This window comes from Acidimicrobiales bacterium (assembly GCA_036491125.1).
Taxonomy (GTDB): domain Bacteria; phylum Actinomycetota; class Acidimicrobiia; order Acidimicrobiales; family AC-9; genus AC-9.
The window spans coordinates 1-17,599 of record DASXCO010000107.1 but is presented as its reverse complement, the minus strand read 5'-3'; the positions used below and the strand labels follow the sequence as shown (position 1 = coordinate 17,599).

Sequence of the window (17,599 nt, the reverse complement as noted above, 5' to 3'; positions counted from 1 at the left end):
CGGTCGAGGTGCGCCACCTCGGCGGTGAGCTCGGGCGCGCCCGACCCGAGAACGGCGCCCTCGGCTCGATCGACGCCGAGTACGTCCTGCTGTCCGTCGGCATGGCGCCGACGCCGGAGGTCAAGGCGGCGGTGGAGACGCGCGCTCAGACCGTGAAGCAGCACATGGGCCCTTGGCAGGCCGGGCACATGTATATGAACTTGGCCGAGACCAGCCGGGATCCGAGCGACTTCTGGCAACCCGAGGCCTACGCCGTTTGCGGCGCATCAAGGCCGACGTGGACCCGACGAACCTGATCCGCTCCAACCATCCCGTCCCGCCCTCCGCATAACCAAGACATACCCCGCCTGGGATGTCCGCGCCAGCCAGTCCTGACCGAGCGAAACGACCAGGTCAGGGCCGGGATCGGGGTTCTGGACCCCTTCAGGCCAAGCCCCACGCACCAAGTCAGGGCGATGGGATGAGCCGACGCAGATCGACGCCGCAGTGTCGAAGAAAGCGCTGCGCCAGGGCAAAGCCACTAGAGCGAGGCCCTCAAGATGAGGGAAGCGTTCCCATCACTCCTTGTTGGATCCCGCTAGGAGCGCCCAGCAGCACCAGCAGCTGGTTGAAGTTGACCCCGACCGCCGTCGACACGCCCTCTCGGTCGCCGCCCTTGGATCGGGCCAAAGCATCTCCAAGAGTGCCGCCCATCGTGCCGCCGCCGGCCCAACCGATCTCCAAGTACGGGTAGGCGTCGTGAAGAATGCCGACCACATCACCGGCGTTGACATGCTGACCTACGTTGACCGTGGGGGTGATGTTCTCGGCGTAGTAGATGATCCGTCCAGCCAGTTGTCCCTTGTCCAGCTGAAGGGAGATGAAGGTGTTACCGGGCCAGCCAGGTTCGGACGTGATCCGGATGACCCCACTTCCGAGCGCCAACAGCGGGCCTGATCCGGCGTAGTCGACGCCCTCGTCGATGCGCTTCGGCTGGAGGTCGGCAACCGTTGAGAGGGGATTGACGTATGTCGGTGGGGAAAGGGGAAGCTTGCTCGGCGGCGCTGCCCTGGTCGGGGTGGAGGGCGTACTGATCGGACCAGGTGGCGAACTCGGCGGAACGGGGACAGTGCCCCGCAGGTCAGGGCCGTTAGCGCCGTCCGCGGCTGAGGCAAGCCCGGAACGTCGAGTGGCCAGGTTGACCGCCGAGCGCCCAGGTACGAGCCCGGCGGCGACAGCAACGCCGATAGTGATCAGGGCGGCCGAGTACGTGAGGAGCCCTCTTCTGAGGATGCGCTGACGGCTGGATGAAGCTGTTTCGGTGAAGAAAGGCACTCGGCTTGACTGCTTTCGCAGGTGCCAAAGGAGCGGAGCTGCCAGGGCGTCGAGGGCCAGCAGGAGTCGTGCCGCAGCACGAGTGATCAACAGACGCGAGGCCACGCCCCGCTCGAGGGCCTCCGCAATATTGGTGCGGAACCCGTCGCTTGCGTCCCTCGGCGTCAGAGTACGACAAGTGGCGCTGGCCAGCCGGCGATCAGGCAGGCGCCTCGGCGCCGCTGACGGTGTCGCCGCAGGCCGCGATCGCATTGCCCGACCTCGCCCCGGCATCGGCCCATGGATTCTCCGTGCTTCCGGCTGGGTCCTGCCTGTCACTGGTCAGAATGAGGACAGATAGTGCCTTTCAGCCTGGGGGCGCATGGTCTCGTAATCCGCAGCTCGTCGCACCCGGCCGTCGGACCGTGACGAACACAAGAAGGTAGAGCCGACACAGGAACACGGTTGTCCATGGACGGGAAGTCTCACGCCGCGCCGAAGCGCTACCGGAAGACCCCCGTGTGCCCCAGCGAGTACCGCCCCGGCTGGGGGTAGACGCTCAGGCCGTGGGGGCCGTGGCCCACGGGTATGCGGGCCAGCAGCTGACCGGTGGTCGTGTCGATGGCGTAGACCTCGGAGTTGTAGCGGCCCGTCAGCAATCACGCCGCGTGCTCACCTGCCTGCCCCGTCCCCTGAGGCGTTCCGTTCGCGTAGTACCGCTGCCAGTTGCCCGCGGAGGCGAAGTGCTCGCCGGCCGGCCCCCATCCCACGGCCGCAAGTGCGTTCTCGGTCATCTCGGTGAGCGGAACCGTGACCCCTGGAAAGGGTCCGGGGAGCAGGCCAGCAGGCAAGAGAGGCGCATGGTTCGTCGTGTCCATCAGTTGCTGGGGCGGTTCCCCCCCGAACGCGGTGGTCGCATCCTCGGCAGGCGCTCAGGCGGCGCGCACTGGCTCAGCTCGTCAGGCGCCTCCCGCGGTGACGACCATGTCCGTGGCGAACCCGGCGGCCAGGCCGAGGAAGATCCCCCAAATGAGAAGCTCCCGACGGCCCACCTTCTGGGCCACGCCGAGGAGCTGGATGACGACGTAGAGGATCGAGCCGGCGGCCAGGGTCAGAAAGACGACGCTCACCGGGTCGCTGGTGAACTGTCGACCCACGGCTGTGCCCACGAACGTGGGTCCTCCACCGATGACGCCCATGACGAGGAGGAACGTCCAGCTGGGGCGCTCGGACTCGGCGGCCAGGGGGGCAACGATGCCGAATCCCTCGGTGGCGTTGTGCAGGGCGAAGCCGATCACCAGCAGCGTGGCCAGCGATATCTCGCCCTGGGCGGCGCTTCCACCGATGGCCAGGCCCTCCCCGAAGTTGTGCAGCCCGATCCCGACCGCGATCAGCAGGGCCAGGCGCTGAGGGCCGGTGAGGCCGGCCACCCCGAACTGCCTGGTCTCGGCGACGGCCATCGCCCCTGGGCCGAACCGCTTCTCCGGCCGGCGGGCCAGGAACCGCTCGTAGTACAGGAGGCTGACGAGCCCGACACCGATACCGGCGAAGAACAGGGCCCCGTAGCCGATCACCGGCCACAGGCCACCTTTGTCGTCGTGCAGGTTCGACAGGGCCTGGTCGATGGGCTCGAAGGCGTGGGAGAGGACGTCCCATACGAGGAACAACAGGATGCCGATGGCGATGGCGTTGAGAAACTGGCGCAGACCCGGCCTGGGCTTGCTCAAGCGCCCGACCGGGAGGCCGAGCAAGATGGTGAAGCCGGCGACCGCCCCGAGTGCCAGTGTCTGAGCCTCGCCCATCGATGCCGTTCCTCCTTCTGAGCGGCCCGACCGCTGTCCCCAGCAGGTAGGCAGTCCTAACAAGAGAGGGATAGTTAGGCACACCTAATAGAGCGTGTCAAGCGCGCCTACCGGAGCCGTGATCGTGAACTCGTTGCGCGCCAACAGGGCCCGAGGCCGACCACGCCTGGCTACGCTCACCTTCAGTGGCCGAAGGCTTTCACCCGCCGGTCGAGGAGTACCTCGAGGCGATGTACGAGCTCGAGGAAGAGGGCGTCCCCGTCATCCGGGCCCGCCTGGCCGAGCGCCTTCGCCACAGCCCGCCGGCGGTGACAGAGATGGTGCGCCGGCTCGTGGATGAGGGCTACGTGGGGGTCGCCGAGCGGTCGCTGCGGATGACGAACAGGGGTCACCAGCGAGCTGAGAGCGTGGTGCGCAAGCATCGTCTCGCCGAACGTCTACTCACTGACGTGATCGGCCTCGAGTGGCACAAGACCCACATGGAGGCCGGCCGCTGGGAGCACGTGATCTCCGACGAGGTCGAGGAGCACCTCGTGACACTGCTCCACAACCCGGCCACCTGCCCGCACGGCAACCCAATCCCCGGTTCGGGCGCGCCCCGCCCGAAGCTGCAAAGCCTCGCCTTGGCCGAGGTGGGCCAGCAGATCCAACTCCAACGGATCACCGAGACGGTGGAGATCGACCTCGACATCCTCACTTACCTCGACACCCACGGCCTGCGACCCGGGGCCACGGCCGAGGTTCGCGACCGTGCCCCTGACGGGACCCTCACCCTCGACGTCGGTGGCAACACGATCGCCGTCGGTCCGGCCTTGGCCGAACAGCTCTACGTCGACAAGGCCTGACCTCCCGGAGCGCTCTAGCTTCGTACCTGCTGGGCGAGGTAGTGCGCCTCGCCCAGCTGAGCGATGAGGCCCAGTTGGGTCTCCAGCCAGTTGGCGTGGTCCTCTTCTTCTTCGAGGATGTGGGCGAGCATGTCGCGGCTGCCGTGGTCGCCCTCGGCGTGGTTGTGGATCGGCCTTTCCTGAGTGTTCGGCCTGCTCGGTGTCGTTGGCCGGGTCTGGGTGCATATTCCCGGCGAGTCGAGCACCGCTCCTGGTTTGTCGGCACACTGTAAGGCGATGACCATGGGGGAGATCCATTACGCCATGAGCGGTGGTGTACACATCGCCTATCAGGTGCTGGGCACGGGATCGCCGGACCTTCTCGCGTTCTCGAGCGCCCCGCTGCTCTCCATCGACAGCATGGACGACGAGCCGCTGCTCGCCCGATTCCACGACAGGCTGGCGTCGTTCAGCCGGGTTATCAGATTCGATCGGCAAGGTGTGGGCCTGTCGGACCGGGTACCGACCGGGCCAACCACGCTGGAGCAGTGGGTTCAGGACGCGCTGGCGGTGATGGATGCCGTCGGCTCTCGTCAAGCTGCAGTGCTGGCGGCTCGTGACTCATCGCTCGAAGGCGTACTGATGGCAGCCACCTACCCAGAAAGGGTCACCAGCCTGGTCGTCGTGAATGGGACCGCGCGCCTGGCCCGCGGCGACGACTATGAGGTTGGCATTCCTAAGCCGATTCTCGACAAGTTCCTCGAGCTCAACATGGAACCGGATGCGGTCCAGCGGGGTTACGACTACCTGGCCGCGGCTGCCCCGACGATGGCCGGCGACAAGGCCTTCCGGGACTGGTGGGTCAGAGCCGGATATCGAGGTGGCAGTCCCGCCATGGCCCGGGCCATCCAGGCCGTCTACTTCCGGGCCGACCTCCGACCGGTTCTTCCCTTGGTGCGCGTGCCGACCCTCGTGCTTCATCGTCGGGACAACCGTGCGTTCCGTGTGGGCCACGGCCGTTACCTGGCCGAGCACATTCCCAAGGCCAAGTACGTCGAGCTCGACGGAGCCGACGACCTGTACTGGGTTGGTGAGACCGAGTCGATGCTCGATGAAATCGAGGAATTCGTTACCGGCATTCGTCACGGCCCGCGTTCGGATCGGGCGCTGGCCACGGTCCTGTTCACCGACATCGTCGGATCGACGCGACGCATCGCCGAGGTTGGTGACAGGCGTTGGAAGGAGCTCCTCGGGGGGCACGACACAGCGGTTAGACGTGAGCTGGTCCGCTTCAGGGGCCGCCGTGTGACCACCGCCGGCGACGGCGCGGTGGCGACCTTCGATGGGCCGGCTCGGGCCGTGACGTGTGCTTGTGCCATCCGGGAGGCTGCCGCTCAACTCGGATTGGAGGTCCGTGCCGGCCTCCACACCGGGGAGATCGAGCTCTACGGCGACGACATCGCCGGTCTAGCCGTCCACATCGCAGCAAGGGTCGCTGCTCTAGCGCGTCCCGGGCAGGTGCTCGTGTCGCGGACCCTTGTCGATCTTGTCATCGGATCCGGCATCAAGTTCTCGGACCGGGGAGCGCACGTGCTCCGCGGGGTCCCCGGAAGATGGCGGCTCTCCTCGGTGGAGGGTTGAACTCCTCCGGGACGCCCTCTGGGTGGTCAGGGCCGGACCAGGGTGCCTCAGCTGTAGATGTTGACGCGGTCATCCAGCCCCAGGATGCCAGGGTCGGCTCGTCCGGTGGCGACCAGGACGAAGGCGAGCGGATCTCCGCCGATCCGAGCCCCTCCAGACCCGATCGAGATCTCCTCGACACCGTCCAATGCGAGCGTGGCTGGGCCCCACCCCCTGTCGGTGAGGACATCGACTGTGTACGAGAGGGCGGCTCGTTGACCCTCCCCCCTGGCGGGAGGACGCTCCAGAGCGGCCAGTAGGTCCTCGCGGTGGATGTAGATCCCGCACCACAAGGACTCGATTCCGGCACCCAGTGTGCCGGCCACCCCCGGCGGCGCCGGACCATCCCACGCTGCCTGGTCGATGCCGCCCATGAGATCGTCGGTGGCCTTGATGACCTCGTCGAGCTCGGAGCTCAACTGCCGTGGGGAGCGGCCCCGTCTCTCCTCGATCTGGCGGTCATACCACTCCTGGGTGTCGATGCCGTCCACCCGGCCTGCGGTGATGTCGGCCATGGTCCCAGTGACGTGCGCCGCCATGTCCCCCACTGTCCAGGCCTCACAGCGCGTGGGCCTAGCCCAGTCCTCATCCGTGAAATCAGCGATCAGTTGATGAAAGCTGCCAAGCTCGGCCACGAGACCGCTTACGACATCATGTCGGGGTAGCGTCATCGGGTCTCCCTCGGTCGATCGCTCTCGTCCAGCGATACACCTGTGGCGAGCCGCGGTCAACGGTCGTCTCGCCATTGATAGCCGACGAGCTACTCCCTCAATCCGACGGCCGTCCACAGCGGAACTGCCCTCGGCTCTACGGGCCGAGGCGCGTTCGCGTTCGGCGAGTTCGGGGTTATGGCGGCGGCTAGGACGAGATCCGGCCTCGGTGTCATCCGGCGATGAGGTCGAACTCGTTTGCCTTCGATGTCGGCGAAGGTCGGCCAGCGGGCGTTGTCGCGTTGGACGTCGCGGAGCCTTTCAGCCCCGAGGGTCAGGAGGCGCTTCATCTCGGCATCGAACGTGTCGCTGATGAGGTCGAGGTGGAGGCGGTTCTTGACGACCTTTGCCTCAGGTGACTTACGTGGCCCGCTGTCCCGAGGCCGCTGGTTTGTTGTTGACGGCGAGCCGGTGGAGGTCGCCCATCATCACCCTGCGGCCCCTTCGCACTCGGCGCACCGGTCGCCCCCTACGATGGGATCTCTCCAGGGTTCGTCCTTGCGGACCTCGTATTGGTAAGTGATTGGGTGAGCGGGCTTGCCCACATCGAAGTCGTAGGCGTGGGTGACTCTCCTTCGCGGGTCTCGCTTGCCTACCGGGTCGGGATCTTCCCTGACGATGGCCTTCACCCACGTTGCCATGCGTCCCAATCTACTCGTGAGGGACGGCTGACGGGGGCAGTCCGGAGCTGGGCGACGTCCATCGGCGGCTGGATCGGCTGCGGGAGGAGGATGCGGGCGCTGCTCCCTACGGTCGTGGTGAGGACTGATCGAATAGGGTGACAAGCCTCGCCTGCAAGGAAAGTGGCAGACATCGTCGAGCCCGCATGTCACTGTCGGTAGGCGAGCGAGGCGTGGATCGATGCCATATCGGGGCAAGACTTCGGCAATCTGGACTTGGCGGTGGCACTAAGAAGGCAATGGAGTAACGCTGCCTCCTTTCCTCGGGCGAGATCGTTATTGTGTGGGGCGGTACCATCCGTGTTGGGCGGCGATCACCGAGTCGGTCTCTGAAGGACCCCACGAACCGATCGGAGACCGGCGGAGCGGACCAGGTGGCTCGAGCAGCGGTTCGACGAGTCGCCAGCCGTTCTCGACACTTACAAGACGCGAGGGGACCGAGATGGCAAAGTTTGTGCTGATGTTCCACGGAGGTGAGAGCCCAGAGGCCCCATCCCAAGCCGTCATGGATCGGTGGATGGCTTGGTTCGCCGAGCTCGGAGACTCCGTGGTTGATATTGGCGCCCCATTCGGCGATTCGGCAACGATCGCATCGGACGGAACACCGAGTCCGGGTAGCGGACCGGATCCTGCGACCGGCTACACCGTGATCGAGGCTGGCAATCTTCACGATGCCGTCGTCATGGCCAAGGGTTGCCCGGGGCTGAGTAGCGGTGGATCGGTCAAGTTGTACGAAGCTCAGCAGATGGGCTGACAACGGCGCGCCTACTCGGTATCGGAGCTCGTGACCTTCATCGAGGGTCACGACGTGGGGCTCAGCGGAAAAAGTGGGTCCTGGGGCGGGCCAGGCGCCGCCCGTCGATGGTGATGTCGACCTTCTCGTTGTAGAACGAGACCAGTCCTGTGATCGGAAGGAGCTGGCGGGTCGGGAAATCGTAGGCCCAGGCCAGGTCGCGATGCACGGCATGGCTCGTTCTGATGGACCAGTAGCCGCTGGTCGTTCCCTTGTAGGGGCACTCGGTGACCGTGTCGGTCGGCTCGAGGTTCTCGAAGTGGACCTCGGTGCGGTTGAAGTAGTAGCGGGTGGGCAGACCGGTCTCGAACACCATCACCGGTGAGGACGACTCGGCGAGTAGGACGTCCTCGAGCTCGACTCGTACCCTGCGGGTCGAGCGAAGGGCGTCGACCCGGACGTAAGGGTTGCGGGGGTGGACGAAGATGTGTTCGTCTTCCTCGAACCAGTGGTCCAGGGCAGTCCACTCGAACCGCACCGTGTCCACAAGCGCTTCGACCGTCGGCTCGGTGAAGACCCGAGCCGCGCCACCACGGGTCTGATCCCCGGCCGCCAGGGCGTGCATCTGCGCCAGACCCTGCTTGGTGTGCCGGGGATGGTGCTCATCGACGAGCACATCTTCGGCGAGGTCGGCGAGCGGGATGTAATACTGCGGGTAGTACTCCCACTCCCACACATAGAGCGCCCGGGTAGTGTCGAACACAGTCTGGCCGCCAAGGAATGCCCGAACACGCCGTGGGACCGGTTCAACGAGGTTGACCGGGGCGACCATCGCTGGGTAGTCCACGGCGTCATTCGTTTGCTTCATGGATCCTCCATTGGTCCGTACAGGCGTACCTGGCCGTAGCTGGGGTTTGCCTGATGGCCTCCGGTGTAGCCGACCGAGGCGTCCAACACCCCCTCGACCTCACGGAACGCGGCCTCGACACCCCAGAAGCATCCCGCCGCGAACGTGGCCCGCTCGGCCCCCGGCGGTCCATGAGCCACGATGGGCGGAGCTGGCGCGACCCGCTCGGCTCCGGCGCGGGAGTCGGGGCGTCTCGTCCTGAACAATCTCTTCACCCGCTTTCGGGTATTCCGCACAGCCTCGTCGTCTCTGAGTGGTGTCTCAGAGCTAATAGTCCAGCCGGCAAGTCATCTGTTACTGCCGGAATTGCACTGCGCACGCGAGCGCGTTGAGCACCGGGCTTATGCTGGGATGGACCGGCTCGAACCGAATGCAGGCCAGTGGCGTAACAGTTGGGGCCCTCACCGGACCAATCCATGCCTGGTTAGATCGAAGTCGACGAGGAGCACGTCATGGAGCCGATGGTGACGAAGACGGACGAGGAGTGGCGACGCGAGCTCACGCCCGAGCAGTACCGGGTGTTGCGCCACTCGGGCACCGAGAGGGCCTTCACGGGCAAGTACGTCGACTGCCATGACGATGGGCTCTATCGGTGTGCGGCGTGCTCGGCTTCTCTGTTCTCCTCGGAGGCGAAGTTCGACTCTGGTACGGGCTGGCCCAGCTTCACCGAGGCGAGTGTGCGTGACGCCGTGACCCTCCACAGAGATTGGGGCCTTCTCGGAGCCCGCACCGAGGTGCGGTGCCGACAGTGCGGGTCGCATCTCGGCCACGTGTTCGCTGACGGGCCTCGGCCCACCGGTAAGCGCTGGTGCATCAACTCCTGTGCACTCGACCTCGATTCTGGTTCGACCATCGACCAGCCCTGACCTAGAGGAGTCTCGTCGACCAGCGTTCCTCGGCGGATGTCACCCCGCGGTGACCAACATGCCATTCATGAGCCCCGCGCCTCACTGAAGGCGTCGAGGAGCTGCTGGCGCATCGATGGGTCCAGACTGTCCACCTGGGTGATAGCCGCGCGCTGCGAGACCCGTATCACCTGCTGCAGCTGCTCGAGGACGCTCGTACAGCCCGAGCACTCGGCCAGATGGATGTCGATGCGGGCCACGATATCGGGGGGCAGGGCGCCCTCGAGGTAGTCGGTGACGATCTCCACGAAGATCTGACACGGGAAGTCGTTGTCGGGAAGAGAGTCGAGAGGGTTCATGAGGTGGCTCCAAAGTGGTGCTCCAGGGCCGCTCGGATCTTCGAGCGGCCTCGGTGGAGGAGAACTCGCTGGCTTGCGTCTGTTATGCCGAGAAGACCACAGGTCTCGACCGCGCTCAGGCCCTCGACGTCGCGGAGGACGGTCACCTCACGCTGAGCCGGTGGCAGATCCGCGATGCAAGCCTTGACCAGATCCATGGTCTCTCCCGCCAGAAGACGATCCTCCGGCTCGTTCTCCCAGGGCTGGGGGAAAGAGGCCCAGTGCCCCGGCCATTGCTCGTGGCTCTGAGGAAGGAATCGCTCGGGGTCGAAGGCTGGTCCGCCGCCCTCGTCCAGGGCGGTGGCCGCAGACGAGAATGGGACACTTCGGGTCTCCCTGGCCCCGCGGGTGCGGGCGATGTTCATGAGGATCCGGTAGATCCAGGTCTTGATCGAGGAGCGGCCCTGGAAACCGTCGATCCCCCGAATCACACCGACCCAGGTCTCCTGGACTACCTCTTCGGCGCTGGCCCGGCTGGAGACGTAGACGGCGGCCAGCCGCAGCAACGGAGGCGAGTACTGGTCCACAAGCCATGCGAAAGCTGCTTCATCGCCCGCTCGAAGACGGGCGAGGAGGACGACCTCATCGCGGTGGTCCGCCGCCGGCGATCTCGGCACACCGAAAGGATGGATCGCAGGTCGGTCCGGGGTCCATTCCGCCCAGGACGCCAAGTGTGGCCCGAGCGTGAGGGTCAGCGTCATGATTTGCCCCGGGAATGGCTGCGGCCGATGAACGCCAGCGCCAATCCGACGATGATGCCGATGGTGGTGATGTTGGTGGCGGTCCCGATGGCATTGACGAGATCGAGGAATCCGTCGGCCAGGGCCGAGGCGAGGGCGAGGCTGAGCCCAAGATGGAAGAGGCGCGGCCACCGAGCCGCCGGAGGTGCAGGCAAGGCCAGAAACCCCGCCAGGCCAACGCCGAGCGTCAGGAGAGAAGCGGCGTAAAGAAAGTGGCCTCCCCTGATGGAGGCGATGACGAAGATGACCACCGAAGCGAGGGTGGCCGGTACCGCCAGTCCTTTCATCTGCGAGGACAGTTGAGACGGCCCACCACGGTGAGACGAGCGCAACGGGGTGGGGCGAGTGGGCGACACGGTGTTTCGTCACGCCAACGGCCAAGGTGTTACGCCTCGATGACCAGCGCTCGCCTCTCGGGATCGAGGTCGGCCCGTAACACCTCAGGATCTGCACCGACCATGAGCCACCCGGAGTGTTCTCTCGCCAGCGCTTCGTCTCGAAGTTCCCTTGGGACTGCAGTACATCGGGGAGAGAGAGTTCGATGATCATCGACCAGACTCTTTGACATAGGGGGCCAGACAAATGATGGCCCGACCTCTTCGCGTGGCAAGGCAACCCCCGTGGCGCGATCAATTAGAGGCCCGGGTTGCGACGCTCTCGATTCGGCTCGGCGGTAGCGGGATCTCGACCGATCTACGTCACTGGGTGAACGAAGGCCTGATGACACTCTTCTTTCTTGTCGTCGGCCTCGAGGCCAAACGTGAGCTCGACATCGGCGAGCTGCGCCAGCGGCAACGACTTGCCAGCACGGTGGTGGCAGCGCTCGGCGGGATGACGGTGCCGATCGCCATCTACATCTCGTTCAACGCCGGAACTGGGGGCGGCCACGGTTGGGGCGCAGCGATGTCGACCGACACGGCATTCGCACTTGGAGCGCTGGCGTTGATCACGCCTCGCTCCGCCACTCGGCTCCGGGTGTTCCTGCTCACGCGGACGCCGGCACCACGGTGCGTACGACATCGATACGCTCGCGACTGCAGTCCAGGCCTCCCGTCAAAGAGCGAGCCTGATGGCCACGCGTTTCAGCACGTGAAGCCAGACTCCCACTCCAGGGCGGGTTGAGCGAAAGCGCTCGGCGTCGGAGCTCGAGCAACCAAGGGAGTCCGGTGATGTCGAGAGCTCGTTTTATCCTCGAGCTCGAGTGTGGCGCTGAACGACTACGTTACGGCCATTCCGCCGAAGCTCGACCGCAGGAGGGGAACCAGATGGAAAACGAGATCGAGGTGGTCCGTGGGTTCTGTCGGGCGTGGTCCGACGGGATTGGCGCCGACGACCTGGCCGCGTTCTTCACCGACGACGCCGTCTACCACAACATCCCGCTGGCGCCGGTCACCGGCAGGGACGCCATCGCCAACAACATCGCCACGTTCATCCGCCCTGGGGCACCGGGCGTCGAAGCGATCGAGTTCCGCATCATCAACATCGCAGCCAACGGACCGGTCGTGATGACCGAGCGGGAGGACGTCTTCAAGCTTCCCGATAAGTCCTTCGGCCTGCCGGTCATGGGGACCTTCGAGGTCAGCAACGGCAAGATCACCGCTTGGCGGGACTATTTCGACATGAACCAGTTCACCAGCCAGATGGGATAAGGCTGGAACCGCTCGACGCTCGAGTCGTCGCTCGGCTGTCTGTCGTGGTGGCCGAGCCGCAGCTCAGAAAGACGGGTGGCGTCGAAACTCACAGGGCGTAGCCGCCGTCCACATAGGGGCGCGGCTGCGATCAACCATTCGGCCTCGGCGCGCAGGTGGAGACGCCGCTGGTTGAGTTTGTCCTCGACTTGAGGCCGGAGCCTGCGCAACCGGGCAGGGACGGGTAGTCAGAGTTAAGCACGCTACCGTTTTATGGATGAGTGGTAGTGCGTGATAAAAATGACAATTGTAATTGAAATAAACGCAATAGAACCTAGACGACCGCCGTACCCAGAAAATATATTGAATTTGGTCATCAGTATGTACAGAAGGCCCGAGCCGGCACCAGCGATCACAATAAGGGTCAGTGACGTTAGAGTGAGAGCTGACATTCCGACAAAAGCTCCTGCAAAAATTACCGCAGCAAGAGAAGGGGTCGAAGCTAAAGCCGCGACACCCGCGCCGGCTAGCCCGATCAAGCAGGCGGCAATCACTGGCGATAAGCCATACCGCTGCAGCAGAAACGTGGCCGCCGCTCCTCCTGCACCACAAAGAATCATTGAGATGTCACGCATGCGAAAGCGCTTCCATCCGAGGTCGGGCAGCCGTTCGCGACTTCCCCCGCCCCAAATGCAGCCTCGGTCCGCTCCGACCTCTGGCTCGCCCACCCCCCACTCGAGGACCGCTGATTGTCCTGGCTGACCCGCCCATTGTCCGCCCCGATCCTCGCAGAGAATGATCTCAATCTCGGCTGGTGCGAACGAACGGTCTAACCGGGTTCCAAACGTCTCACACTTCGCCCGCTAGGTAACACCAACTATACGTCGCCTACCGGGCATTTCAACATCCGCATTCGTCCAAATCATGCGAGATCAGGTTAGATCGCCATAAAAGGCTACGCCGCCCACAATCACCCCAGGGCTGGACGCGTAAGACGTCGAGGGTCGGCCAGGCTGCTCATCACCGTGTGGGTGCCGAGAAGTCCGTCCAAGCCCTCCACCTGGACCTTCGCCGACATCAGGCTGTCGACAAAGATGGGTCGTGGCGCTCTCCTTCCTCTACGAGGCCTTCGTTCGATTGCTCCAGCTGTTCCCGCTGTGCCGCACTGAGCGACCGATCTCTGAATCAGCCGGCGCCGGCGAGTCGGAAGTCGCCCCACCCTCACCGATCGGTTATCCCCATCCGACGGACCGACAAGGTCGGCAGGCTCATTTGACGAGTACCGGCTCGTGGTCCGAGCTGGTCGGACGGGTTCTCGGTACCCACAAGTTGTTCTTCGGTCATCGCCAGCCGTCGCCCGCCAATCGGCAGTTCCCAGTACGGCGCCCTCAGCGGGATCCAGAGTAAGCCCGGCCATTGTGAGCAAGGTTTGTCTCGGAGTGGGGACCCGTTTTCGCCGGTAGAGCCTCACGGTGTTCACGTCGTTTCGATTTGGCCGGGTCCGCCTTCGATCAGCGCCATTGTGTCGCCAGGGTCATTCGGATGACGCTGAGTCGTGAGCGCTGGGCCAAGGACAAGCGTGACGACATCAAGATCCACAACCTGGAACCCTGCATGGAGCTGTTCGGTGCGCCGTGACCGCGTGAACTGGCGCAGACGTCTGACCACGTAGCAATCACGCGCACGGGCGAGCTGTCCCCGCGAACATGACGTCGTCCACTGGCCACACCTGCGGCTCCCAACCGAGTCCCCTCAGCTTCTCGGCGAGCTCGTCCGGCTCGTAGAAGATCTTCACGACCGGGTGACGGCTCCCGTCCGCCAGCCTCCGTTCGACGCTGGGAACAGGCGAGTCGGCCAGCACGGTCTCGTGGTAGAACTCGAGACCCGCCGGCTGTTCATCGATGAACTGGACGCGACCTAAGGGGGACAGCGCCTGGCCGAGCATGTCCCAGAACGAAGCGAAGAGCTCGGGCGGCACGTGCGACAACCAGGAGGCGAAGAAGACGGTGTCGTAGCGACGCCGTGGCACCAACGAGAAGAGCTCAGCGCCGCCCGAAGCGGATCATCGGTGGCCATAGCCGTCCTGTCGTAGGGGAGTGGATCACAGCGTTCCATAGCGTCCCGCGGCCGCACTGCCGGTTTCCGGCTCTCGGGCCACCGACGCAGGCCCTCGCGGACGACCGCAATATCCCCTGCAATCACGGCGTCGAGACACCTATTCGAGTTGTCCTGATCTGCCGCCGTGAGACTGGCTAGGGTTGGTCGCCCACGCAAAGCCCTCGGCCAGATCGAGGATCTCCCTTGCCCCAACCACCTGTTCCGACTGGGCGAACAGCTGCTCGAGGATGGCCCGTCTGACCTTCGCCTCGAGCACGTGCGACCCGACAGCCAAATCCCGGATCTGCTCTGCGGTCTGGTCGTCAAACACGGTTTGCTCCCTACTGTTGCTCCGGACCGGGAATCTGGCGTGTGTCGTTGCAGATTCTCAGGCGCCTTCACGAACTGCTCGGAGCCGGCTCTGGGGGCCTCCGTGATCCTTGACGACGCTCCCTTCTCTCCCCGCGACGACCCGCGGGCCAAGCGGAGGGGGGCGACTGAATGGGTGCCGAAGTATCGCTGCGAAGCTGCGATTGGCAACCTCAACAGCTGGCTTCACCTGCCTCCCCGTCATGGTACCCCGTCTGTACGGTTCCGTACATTAGGAATGGTCCAACTGGGCTGGGGCCAAGAGCACCCCGAGCTCAGCGCGAGCAACTTGCGGTCATCCGCTGACGAAACGGGAGTTGAGGTCGTTGCTTCTCAGGGTCGACAGCTCGTGATCAGCCCCGTCACGCTCGTGCCGCGTCCGTCGTCGAGGCGGCGGCGGTGGCGTCGCTCTCACCCGGCTTGAACCTGTCGGCCACTGACAAGGTGACGGCTGCTCCGCTGAGACCGAGGACCAGGCTCACCAACCCCCACCCCACCCCCGAGCGCTGCCTACCGAACAGGCCGTCGAGCGACACCGGCCCGGCGCCATCGAACGCCTGGGCCAGGGCGGCGGCGATGATCGTCACGTTGTACTCGTAGCCACCGCCGGTGATCCAGACGCCATTCTTGGCATGCACCTTTTGGATGGCCACGGCCTGGCTCCCGATGATCATCGCCGGGCCCAGGGGAGTGAGGAAACCGGCGACCGTGAGGCCACCGCCGATCGTCTCGCTGAGGGCCGCGGCCCAGGCCTGGTGCTTCGCGGGGTGCAGTCCGATCGACCCCATCATCTGCTCGGTGCCCTCGAGGCCGGGGCCACCGAAGCTGCCCTTGAGCTTCTGGAGACCATGACCCACCATCAGCCCCCCGACCGTCGCCCTCAACACAAGCCGCCCCAATGCCATGCTCGCTCCCTCGCTCCGCCCCACGAAGTCCCGTGTGGTCGTACCCAGCCTCGCGGACGGGTGGCCCAACGTCCATCCTGCTGCAAGGGGACGGGCGACGAGCCGGCCTGCCGCCGGGCGTCGATTCGACTCCGTTGCCGGTTGGCCCTTCCCGGTCAACTGGCTACCTGGCGGATGCGATCGGCACCGGGGCCATGGAAGAATTGTGCATCTTGCTGGCCCGGTGGCCGCGCCGTTGGTTTATGGAGTCACCGCAACCGGTGAGGCGCAACCCGTCGATCAGCAGAGCCCCTTGCGCTGGGTTTGGTCGGCGTCACGGCAACCGGCCACGGGGCCAAACGCTCACCGAACGCTCAACCAACACCTCTAAGGGGGAAGTCATGAACTACCGCACGCTGGGCAGGACCGGAATCGAGGTCAGCTCCTACTGTCTGGGCGCCATGATGTTCGGGGCCTGGGGTAATCCCGACCGCGACGACTCGATCCGGATCATCCACAGGGCCCTGGACGCAGGGATCAACTTCGTCGACACCGCCGACGTGTACTCCCACGGCGAATCCGAGGAAATCGTCGGCAAGGCGCTCGAGGGCCGTCGCGACAACGTCGTGCTTGCCAGCAAGGTGCACTACCCGATGGGCGACGATCCGAACCACCGAGGCAACTCACGGCGCTGGATCACCGCCGCAGTCGAGAGCTCGCTGCGCCGCCTGCAGACCGATCACCTCGACCTCTACCAGGTGCACCGCCCCGACCCGACGGTCGATGTGGAGGAGACTCTGTCGGCCCTGTCCGACCTGATCCACAGCGGCAAGGTGCGCGCTATCGGTACGTCGACCTTCCCGGCCTCTGAGATCGTCGAGGCGCTGTGGGTGGCCGAGCGGCGCGGCCTCGAGCGCTTCCGGACCGAGCAGCCGCCCTACTCGATCATCAACCGGAGCCTCGAACGCGACGTGCTGCCGATCTGTCAGCGCTACGGGATAGGCACGCTGGTCTGGAGCCCGCTCAGCCAGGGCCTGCTCACCGGCCGAGTCCGAAAGGGCCAGCAGACCGACACCCACCGGTCCGGCGGCAGGCCCCAGCACTTCAGCGACGAGCGTAAGCTCGACGTGGTCGAACAGCTCATCCCCCTCGCCGAGAAGGCCGGCCTGCCGATGACCCACCTCGCAATGGCCTTCGCGATCGCCCACCCGGGCGTCACCTCCGCCATCCTCGGGCCGCGCACCGTGGAACAGCTGGACGACCTGCTGGCCGGCGCCGATGTCACCCTCGACGACGAGGTCCTCGACCGGATCGACGAGATCGCTCCGCCCGGTACCGATGCGGGCCGCAACGACGTGGCCTACACGCCGCCGGCCATCTCGAGCGCGAGCCTGCGTCGCCGGCCAGTCGCCGAGCGCTCCGCCGCCTGAACGACGACCGAAGGGACGGGCAGCCGATCCGATCTGCACCCTTCAGGCACTGATCGGCGGGGGAGATCGCGGATTCGAGCACCCCGATTACCTCTCAGGTAAGGCATACAGGCCTCCTAGCTGCGGTTTCGGCCCGTAGATGCCAGTTTGGAGTCCATCTTGCTACGCTGCTCGCGACAGACGAGTGCCCCGGCAGGTGGGTCAACACCCCCGGGGCGTGGCCGATCCTGCAAGGAGGACTGACAGTGACGAATCGTAGGACGAAAGCGAGAAGAGGCTGGGGCGAAGGCAGCATCAGCGGCAGTGGCGACCGCTGGTCCGTGCGGGTGAGCAGGGACGGGCGGCGCGTCCGCCGCAACGTGCGAGGCAGTGAGGCGGACGCCAAGAAGGCGCTGAAGGCGCTACAGCGGGAGCTAGACGCCGGGCTGAACCCGACACGGCGCACGATCGAACAACAGCTCACCGACTGGGTTGAGGGCGAGGCGAGGACGGGCGACGTGAGCGAGAGCACAATCTCCCTCCACCGCTGGGCCGCTGGGCGCGTCGTCGAGCACATCGGTCGCACGCAGCTCTCGAAGC

The 17,599-nt window shown here is 65.3% G+C and carries 25 protein-coding genes; 9 read left to right on the top strand and 16 right to left on the bottom strand.

What is annotated here, in order from left to right; all coding sequences use genetic code 11:
* Window positions 1-296, top strand: a 296-nt coding sequence (locus VGF64_09280; GenBank protein ID HEY1634936.1) for a hypothetical protein, incomplete at its 5' end; no start/stop codon positions are given.
* 238 nt (window positions 297-534) lie between these two features.
* On the opposite strand, the gene VGF64_09275 is transcribed toward VGF64_09280, so the two are convergent.
* The 4 genes from VGF64_09275 to VGF64_09260 form a co-directional block, all read right to left on the bottom strand.
* Complete coding sequence (locus VGF64_09275) at window positions 535-924, bottom strand: hypothetical protein (GenBank protein ID HEY1634935.1); 390 nt, start codon at window positions 922-924, stop codon at window positions 535-537.
* An 872-nt stretch (window positions 925-1,796) separates the two neighbouring features.
* Window positions 1,797-1,952: a hypothetical protein gene (locus VGF64_09270; GenBank protein HEY1634934.1), complete on the bottom strand. Its 156-nt coding sequence runs from the start codon at window positions 1,950-1,952 to the stop codon at window positions 1,797-1,799.
* On the bottom strand, window positions 1,953-2,087 hold the full coding sequence (locus VGF64_09265) for a hypothetical protein (protein HEY1634933.1): 135 nt from the start codon (window positions 2,085-2,087) through the stop codon (window positions 1,953-1,955).
* A gap of 165 nt (window positions 2,088-2,252) precedes the next feature.
* Window positions 2,253-3,095 (bottom strand): ZIP family metal transporter, encoded by an 843-nt coding sequence (locus VGF64_09260; GenBank protein ID HEY1634932.1) that lies wholly within the window; start codon window positions 3,093-3,095, stop codon window positions 2,253-2,255.
* Window positions 3,096-3,280: 185 nt separating this feature from the next.
* Here VGF64_09260 and VGF64_09255 point away from each other — a divergent pair, with 185 nt between their 5' ends.
* Window positions 3,281-3,940, top strand: coding sequence for a metal-dependent transcriptional regulator (locus tag VGF64_09255; protein HEY1634931.1), 660 nt, complete (start codon window positions 3,281-3,283; stop codon window positions 3,938-3,940).
* A gap of 14 nt (window positions 3,941-3,954) precedes the next feature.
* Here the strand turns inward: VGF64_09255 and VGF64_09250 are convergent, their stop codons facing one another.
* Window positions 3,955-4,224 carry a ferritin-like domain-containing protein gene (locus VGF64_09250; protein HEY1634930.1) on the bottom strand — a complete coding sequence of 90 codons (270 nt, stop codon included), beginning with the start codon at window positions 4,222-4,224 and terminating at the stop codon, window positions 3,955-3,957.
* Between VGF64_09250 and VGF64_09245 the strand changes: the two genes are divergently transcribed.
* Window positions 4,217-5,560, top strand: a complete 1,344-nt coding sequence (locus VGF64_09245; protein ID HEY1634929.1) for an adenylate/guanylate cyclase domain-containing protein — start codon at window positions 4,217-4,219, stop codon at window positions 5,558-5,560. The genes VGF64_09250 and VGF64_09245 overlap by 8 nt on opposite strands.
* A 47-nt stretch (window positions 5,561-5,607) precedes the next feature.
* Here VGF64_09245 and VGF64_09240 read toward each other — a convergent pair whose 3' ends face one another.
* Both VGF64_09240 and VGF64_09235 read right to left on the bottom strand, forming a co-directional pair.
* On the bottom strand, window positions 5,608-6,270 hold the full coding sequence (locus tag VGF64_09240; protein ID HEY1634928.1) for a maleylpyruvate isomerase family mycothiol-dependent enzyme: 663 nt from the start codon (window positions 6,268-6,270) through the stop codon (window positions 5,608-5,610).
* A gap of 467 nt (window positions 6,271-6,737) precedes the next feature.
* Window positions 6,738-6,950 (bottom strand): hypothetical protein, encoded by a 213-nt coding sequence (locus VGF64_09235; GenBank protein HEY1634927.1) that lies wholly within the window; start codon window positions 6,948-6,950, stop codon window positions 6,738-6,740.
* A 481-nt stretch (window positions 6,951-7,431) separates the two neighbouring features.
* On the opposite strand from VGF64_09235, the gene VGF64_09230 reads away from it, so the two are divergent.
* Window positions 7,432-7,743, top strand: a complete 312-nt coding sequence (locus tag VGF64_09230) for a hypothetical protein (GenBank protein ID HEY1634926.1) — start codon at window positions 7,432-7,434, stop codon at window positions 7,741-7,743.
* 61 nt (window positions 7,744-7,804) lie between these two features.
* Here the strand turns inward: VGF64_09230 and VGF64_09225 are convergent, their stop codons facing one another.
* Both VGF64_09225 and VGF64_09220 read right to left on the bottom strand, forming a co-directional pair.
* Window positions 7,805-8,590, bottom strand: coding sequence for a DUF427 domain-containing protein (locus VGF64_09225; protein HEY1634925.1), 786 nt, complete (start codon window positions 8,588-8,590; stop codon window positions 7,805-7,807).
* Window positions 8,587-8,844 (bottom strand): peptide-methionine (S)-S-oxide reductase, encoded by a 258-nt coding sequence (locus VGF64_09220; GenBank protein HEY1634924.1) that lies wholly within the window; start codon window positions 8,842-8,844, stop codon window positions 8,587-8,589. Before VGF64_09220 ends, VGF64_09225 begins: the two co-directional genes overlap by 4 nt.
* 237 nt (window positions 8,845-9,081) lie before the next feature.
* On the opposite strand from VGF64_09220, the gene msrB reads away from it, so the two are divergent.
* A complete protein-coding gene (msrB, locus tag VGF64_09215; GenBank protein HEY1634923.1) occupies window positions 9,082-9,495 on the top strand; it encodes a peptide-methionine (R)-S-oxide reductase MsrB in 414 nt (137 codons plus the stop codon).
* A gap of 65 nt (window positions 9,496-9,560) precedes the next feature.
* On the opposite strand, the gene VGF64_09210 is transcribed toward msrB, so the two are convergent.
* The 3 genes from VGF64_09210 to VGF64_09200 form a co-directional block, all read right to left on the bottom strand.
* Window positions 9,561-9,833: an anti-sigma factor gene (locus VGF64_09210; protein ID HEY1634922.1), complete on the bottom strand. Its 273-nt coding sequence runs from the start codon at window positions 9,831-9,833 to the stop codon at window positions 9,561-9,563.
* Window positions 9,830-10,489, bottom strand: a complete 660-nt coding sequence (locus VGF64_09205; protein ID HEY1634921.1) for an RNA polymerase sigma factor — start codon at window positions 10,487-10,489, stop codon at window positions 9,830-9,832. Before VGF64_09205 ends, VGF64_09210 begins: the two co-directional genes overlap by 4 nt.
* Before the next feature lie 80 nt (window positions 10,490-10,569).
* Complete coding sequence (locus tag VGF64_09200) at window positions 10,570-10,899, bottom strand: hypothetical protein (GenBank protein ID HEY1634920.1); 330 nt, start codon at window positions 10,897-10,899, stop codon at window positions 10,570-10,572.
* Between the two features lie 295 nt (window positions 10,900-11,194).
* Between VGF64_09200 and VGF64_09195 the strand changes: the two genes are divergently transcribed.
* Together VGF64_09195 and VGF64_09190 are read left to right on the top strand one after the other, a co-directional pair.
* Window positions 11,195-11,734, top strand: coding sequence for a Na+/H+ antiporter NhaA (locus VGF64_09195; protein ID HEY1634919.1), 540 nt, complete (start codon window positions 11,195-11,197; stop codon window positions 11,732-11,734).
* 143 nt (window positions 11,735-11,877) lie between these two features.
* On the top strand, window positions 11,878-12,261 hold the full coding sequence (locus VGF64_09190) for a limonene-1,2-epoxide hydrolase family protein (protein ID HEY1634918.1): 384 nt from the start codon (window positions 11,878-11,880) through the stop codon (window positions 12,259-12,261).
* Window positions 12,262-12,503: 242 nt separating this feature from the next.
* Here the strand turns inward: VGF64_09190 and VGF64_09185 are convergent, their stop codons facing one another.
* The 4 genes from VGF64_09185 to VGF64_09170 all read right to left on the bottom strand — a co-directional run bounded on the left by VGF64_09185 (window position 12,504) and on the right by VGF64_09170 (window position 15,611).
* Entirely contained in the window at window positions 12,504-12,875 is a 372-nt protein-coding gene (locus tag VGF64_09185; GenBank protein HEY1634917.1) for a hypothetical protein, read from the bottom strand.
* Window positions 12,876-13,915: 1,040 nt separating this feature from the next.
* Entirely contained in the window at window positions 13,916-14,269 is a 354-nt protein-coding gene (locus VGF64_09180) for a hypothetical protein (GenBank protein HEY1634916.1), read from the bottom strand.
* 186 nt (window positions 14,270-14,455) lie between these two features.
* A complete protein-coding gene (locus VGF64_09175; GenBank protein HEY1634915.1) occupies window positions 14,456-14,668 on the bottom strand; it encodes a hypothetical protein in 213 nt (70 codons plus the stop codon).
* Between the two features lie 400 nt (window positions 14,669-15,068).
* Complete coding sequence (locus VGF64_09170) at window positions 15,069-15,611, bottom strand: DoxX family protein (GenBank protein ID HEY1634914.1); 543 nt, start codon at window positions 15,609-15,611, stop codon at window positions 15,069-15,071.
* A gap of 380 nt (window positions 15,612-15,991) precedes the next feature.
* On the opposite strand from VGF64_09170, the gene VGF64_09165 reads away from it, so the two are divergent.
* Together VGF64_09165 and VGF64_09160 are read left to right on the top strand one after the other, a co-directional pair.
* Entirely contained in the window at window positions 15,992-17,020 is a 1,029-nt protein-coding gene (locus tag VGF64_09165; GenBank protein HEY1634913.1) for an aldo/keto reductase, read from the top strand.
* Window positions 17,021-17,265: 245 nt separating this feature from the next.
* Window positions 17,266-17,599, top strand: a 334-nt coding sequence (locus tag VGF64_09160; GenBank protein HEY1634912.1) for a hypothetical protein, incomplete at its 3' end; no start/stop codon positions are given.

What these genes read in the sequence shown, in the direction of transcription:
- VGF64_09265 (HEY1634933.1), bottom strand. Translation starts at nt 2,087, where the DNA reads ATGACCGAGAACGCACTTGCGGCCGTGGGATGGGGGCCGGCCGGCGAG.
- VGF64_09260 (HEY1634932.1), bottom strand. Translation starts at nt 3,095, where the DNA reads ATGGGCGAGGCTCAGACACTGGCACTCGGGGCGGTCGCCGGCTTCACC.
- VGF64_09245 (HEY1634929.1), top strand. Translation starts at nt 4,217, where the DNA reads ATGACCATGGGGGAGATCCATTACGCCATGAGCGGTGGTGTACACATC.
- VGF64_09250 (HEY1634930.1), bottom strand. Translation starts at nt 4,224, where the DNA reads ATGGTCATCGCCTTACAGTGTGCCGACAAACCAGGAGCGGTGCTCGAC.
- VGF64_09240 (HEY1634928.1), bottom strand. Translation starts at nt 6,270, where the DNA reads ATGACGCTACCCCGACATGATGTCGTAAGCGGTCTCGTGGCCGAGCTT.
- VGF64_09235 (HEY1634927.1), bottom strand. Translation starts at nt 6,950, where the DNA reads ATGGCAACGTGGGTGAAGGCCATCGTCAGGGAAGATCCCGACCCGGTA.
- VGF64_09230 (HEY1634926.1), top strand. Translation starts at nt 7,432, where the DNA reads ATGGCAAAGTTTGTGCTGATGTTCCACGGAGGTGAGAGCCCAGAGGCC.
- VGF64_09225 (HEY1634925.1), bottom strand. Translation starts at nt 8,590, where the DNA reads ATGAAGCAAACGAATGACGCCGTGGACTACCCAGCGATGGTCGCCCCG.
- msrB (HEY1634923.1), top strand. Translation starts at nt 9,082, where the DNA reads ATGGAGCCGATGGTGACGAAGACGGACGAGGAGTGGCGACGCGAGCTC.
- VGF64_09210 (HEY1634922.1), bottom strand. Translation starts at nt 9,833, where the DNA reads ATGAACCCTCTCGACTCTCTTCCCGACAACGACTTCCCGTGTCAGATC.
- VGF64_09200 (HEY1634920.1), bottom strand. Translation starts at nt 10,899, where the DNA reads ATGAAAGGACTGGCGGTACCGGCCACCCTCGCTTCGGTGGTCATCTTC.
- VGF64_09195 (HEY1634919.1), top strand. Translation starts at nt 11,195, where the DNA reads ATGATGGCCCGACCTCTTCGCGTGGCAAGGCAACCCCCGTGGCGCGAT.
- VGF64_09190 (HEY1634918.1), top strand. Translation starts at nt 11,878, where the DNA reads ATGGAAAACGAGATCGAGGTGGTCCGTGGGTTCTGTCGGGCGTGGTCC.
- VGF64_09185 (HEY1634917.1), bottom strand. Translation starts at nt 12,875, where the DNA reads ATGCGTGACATCTCAATGATTCTTTGTGGTGCAGGAGGAGCGGCGGCC.
- VGF64_09170 (HEY1634914.1), bottom strand. Translation starts at nt 15,611, where the DNA reads ATGGCATTGGGGCGGCTTGTGTTGAGGGCGACGGTCGGGGGGCTGATG.
- VGF64_09165 (HEY1634913.1), top strand. Translation starts at nt 15,992, where the DNA reads ATGAACTACCGCACGCTGGGCAGGACCGGAATCGAGGTCAGCTCCTAC.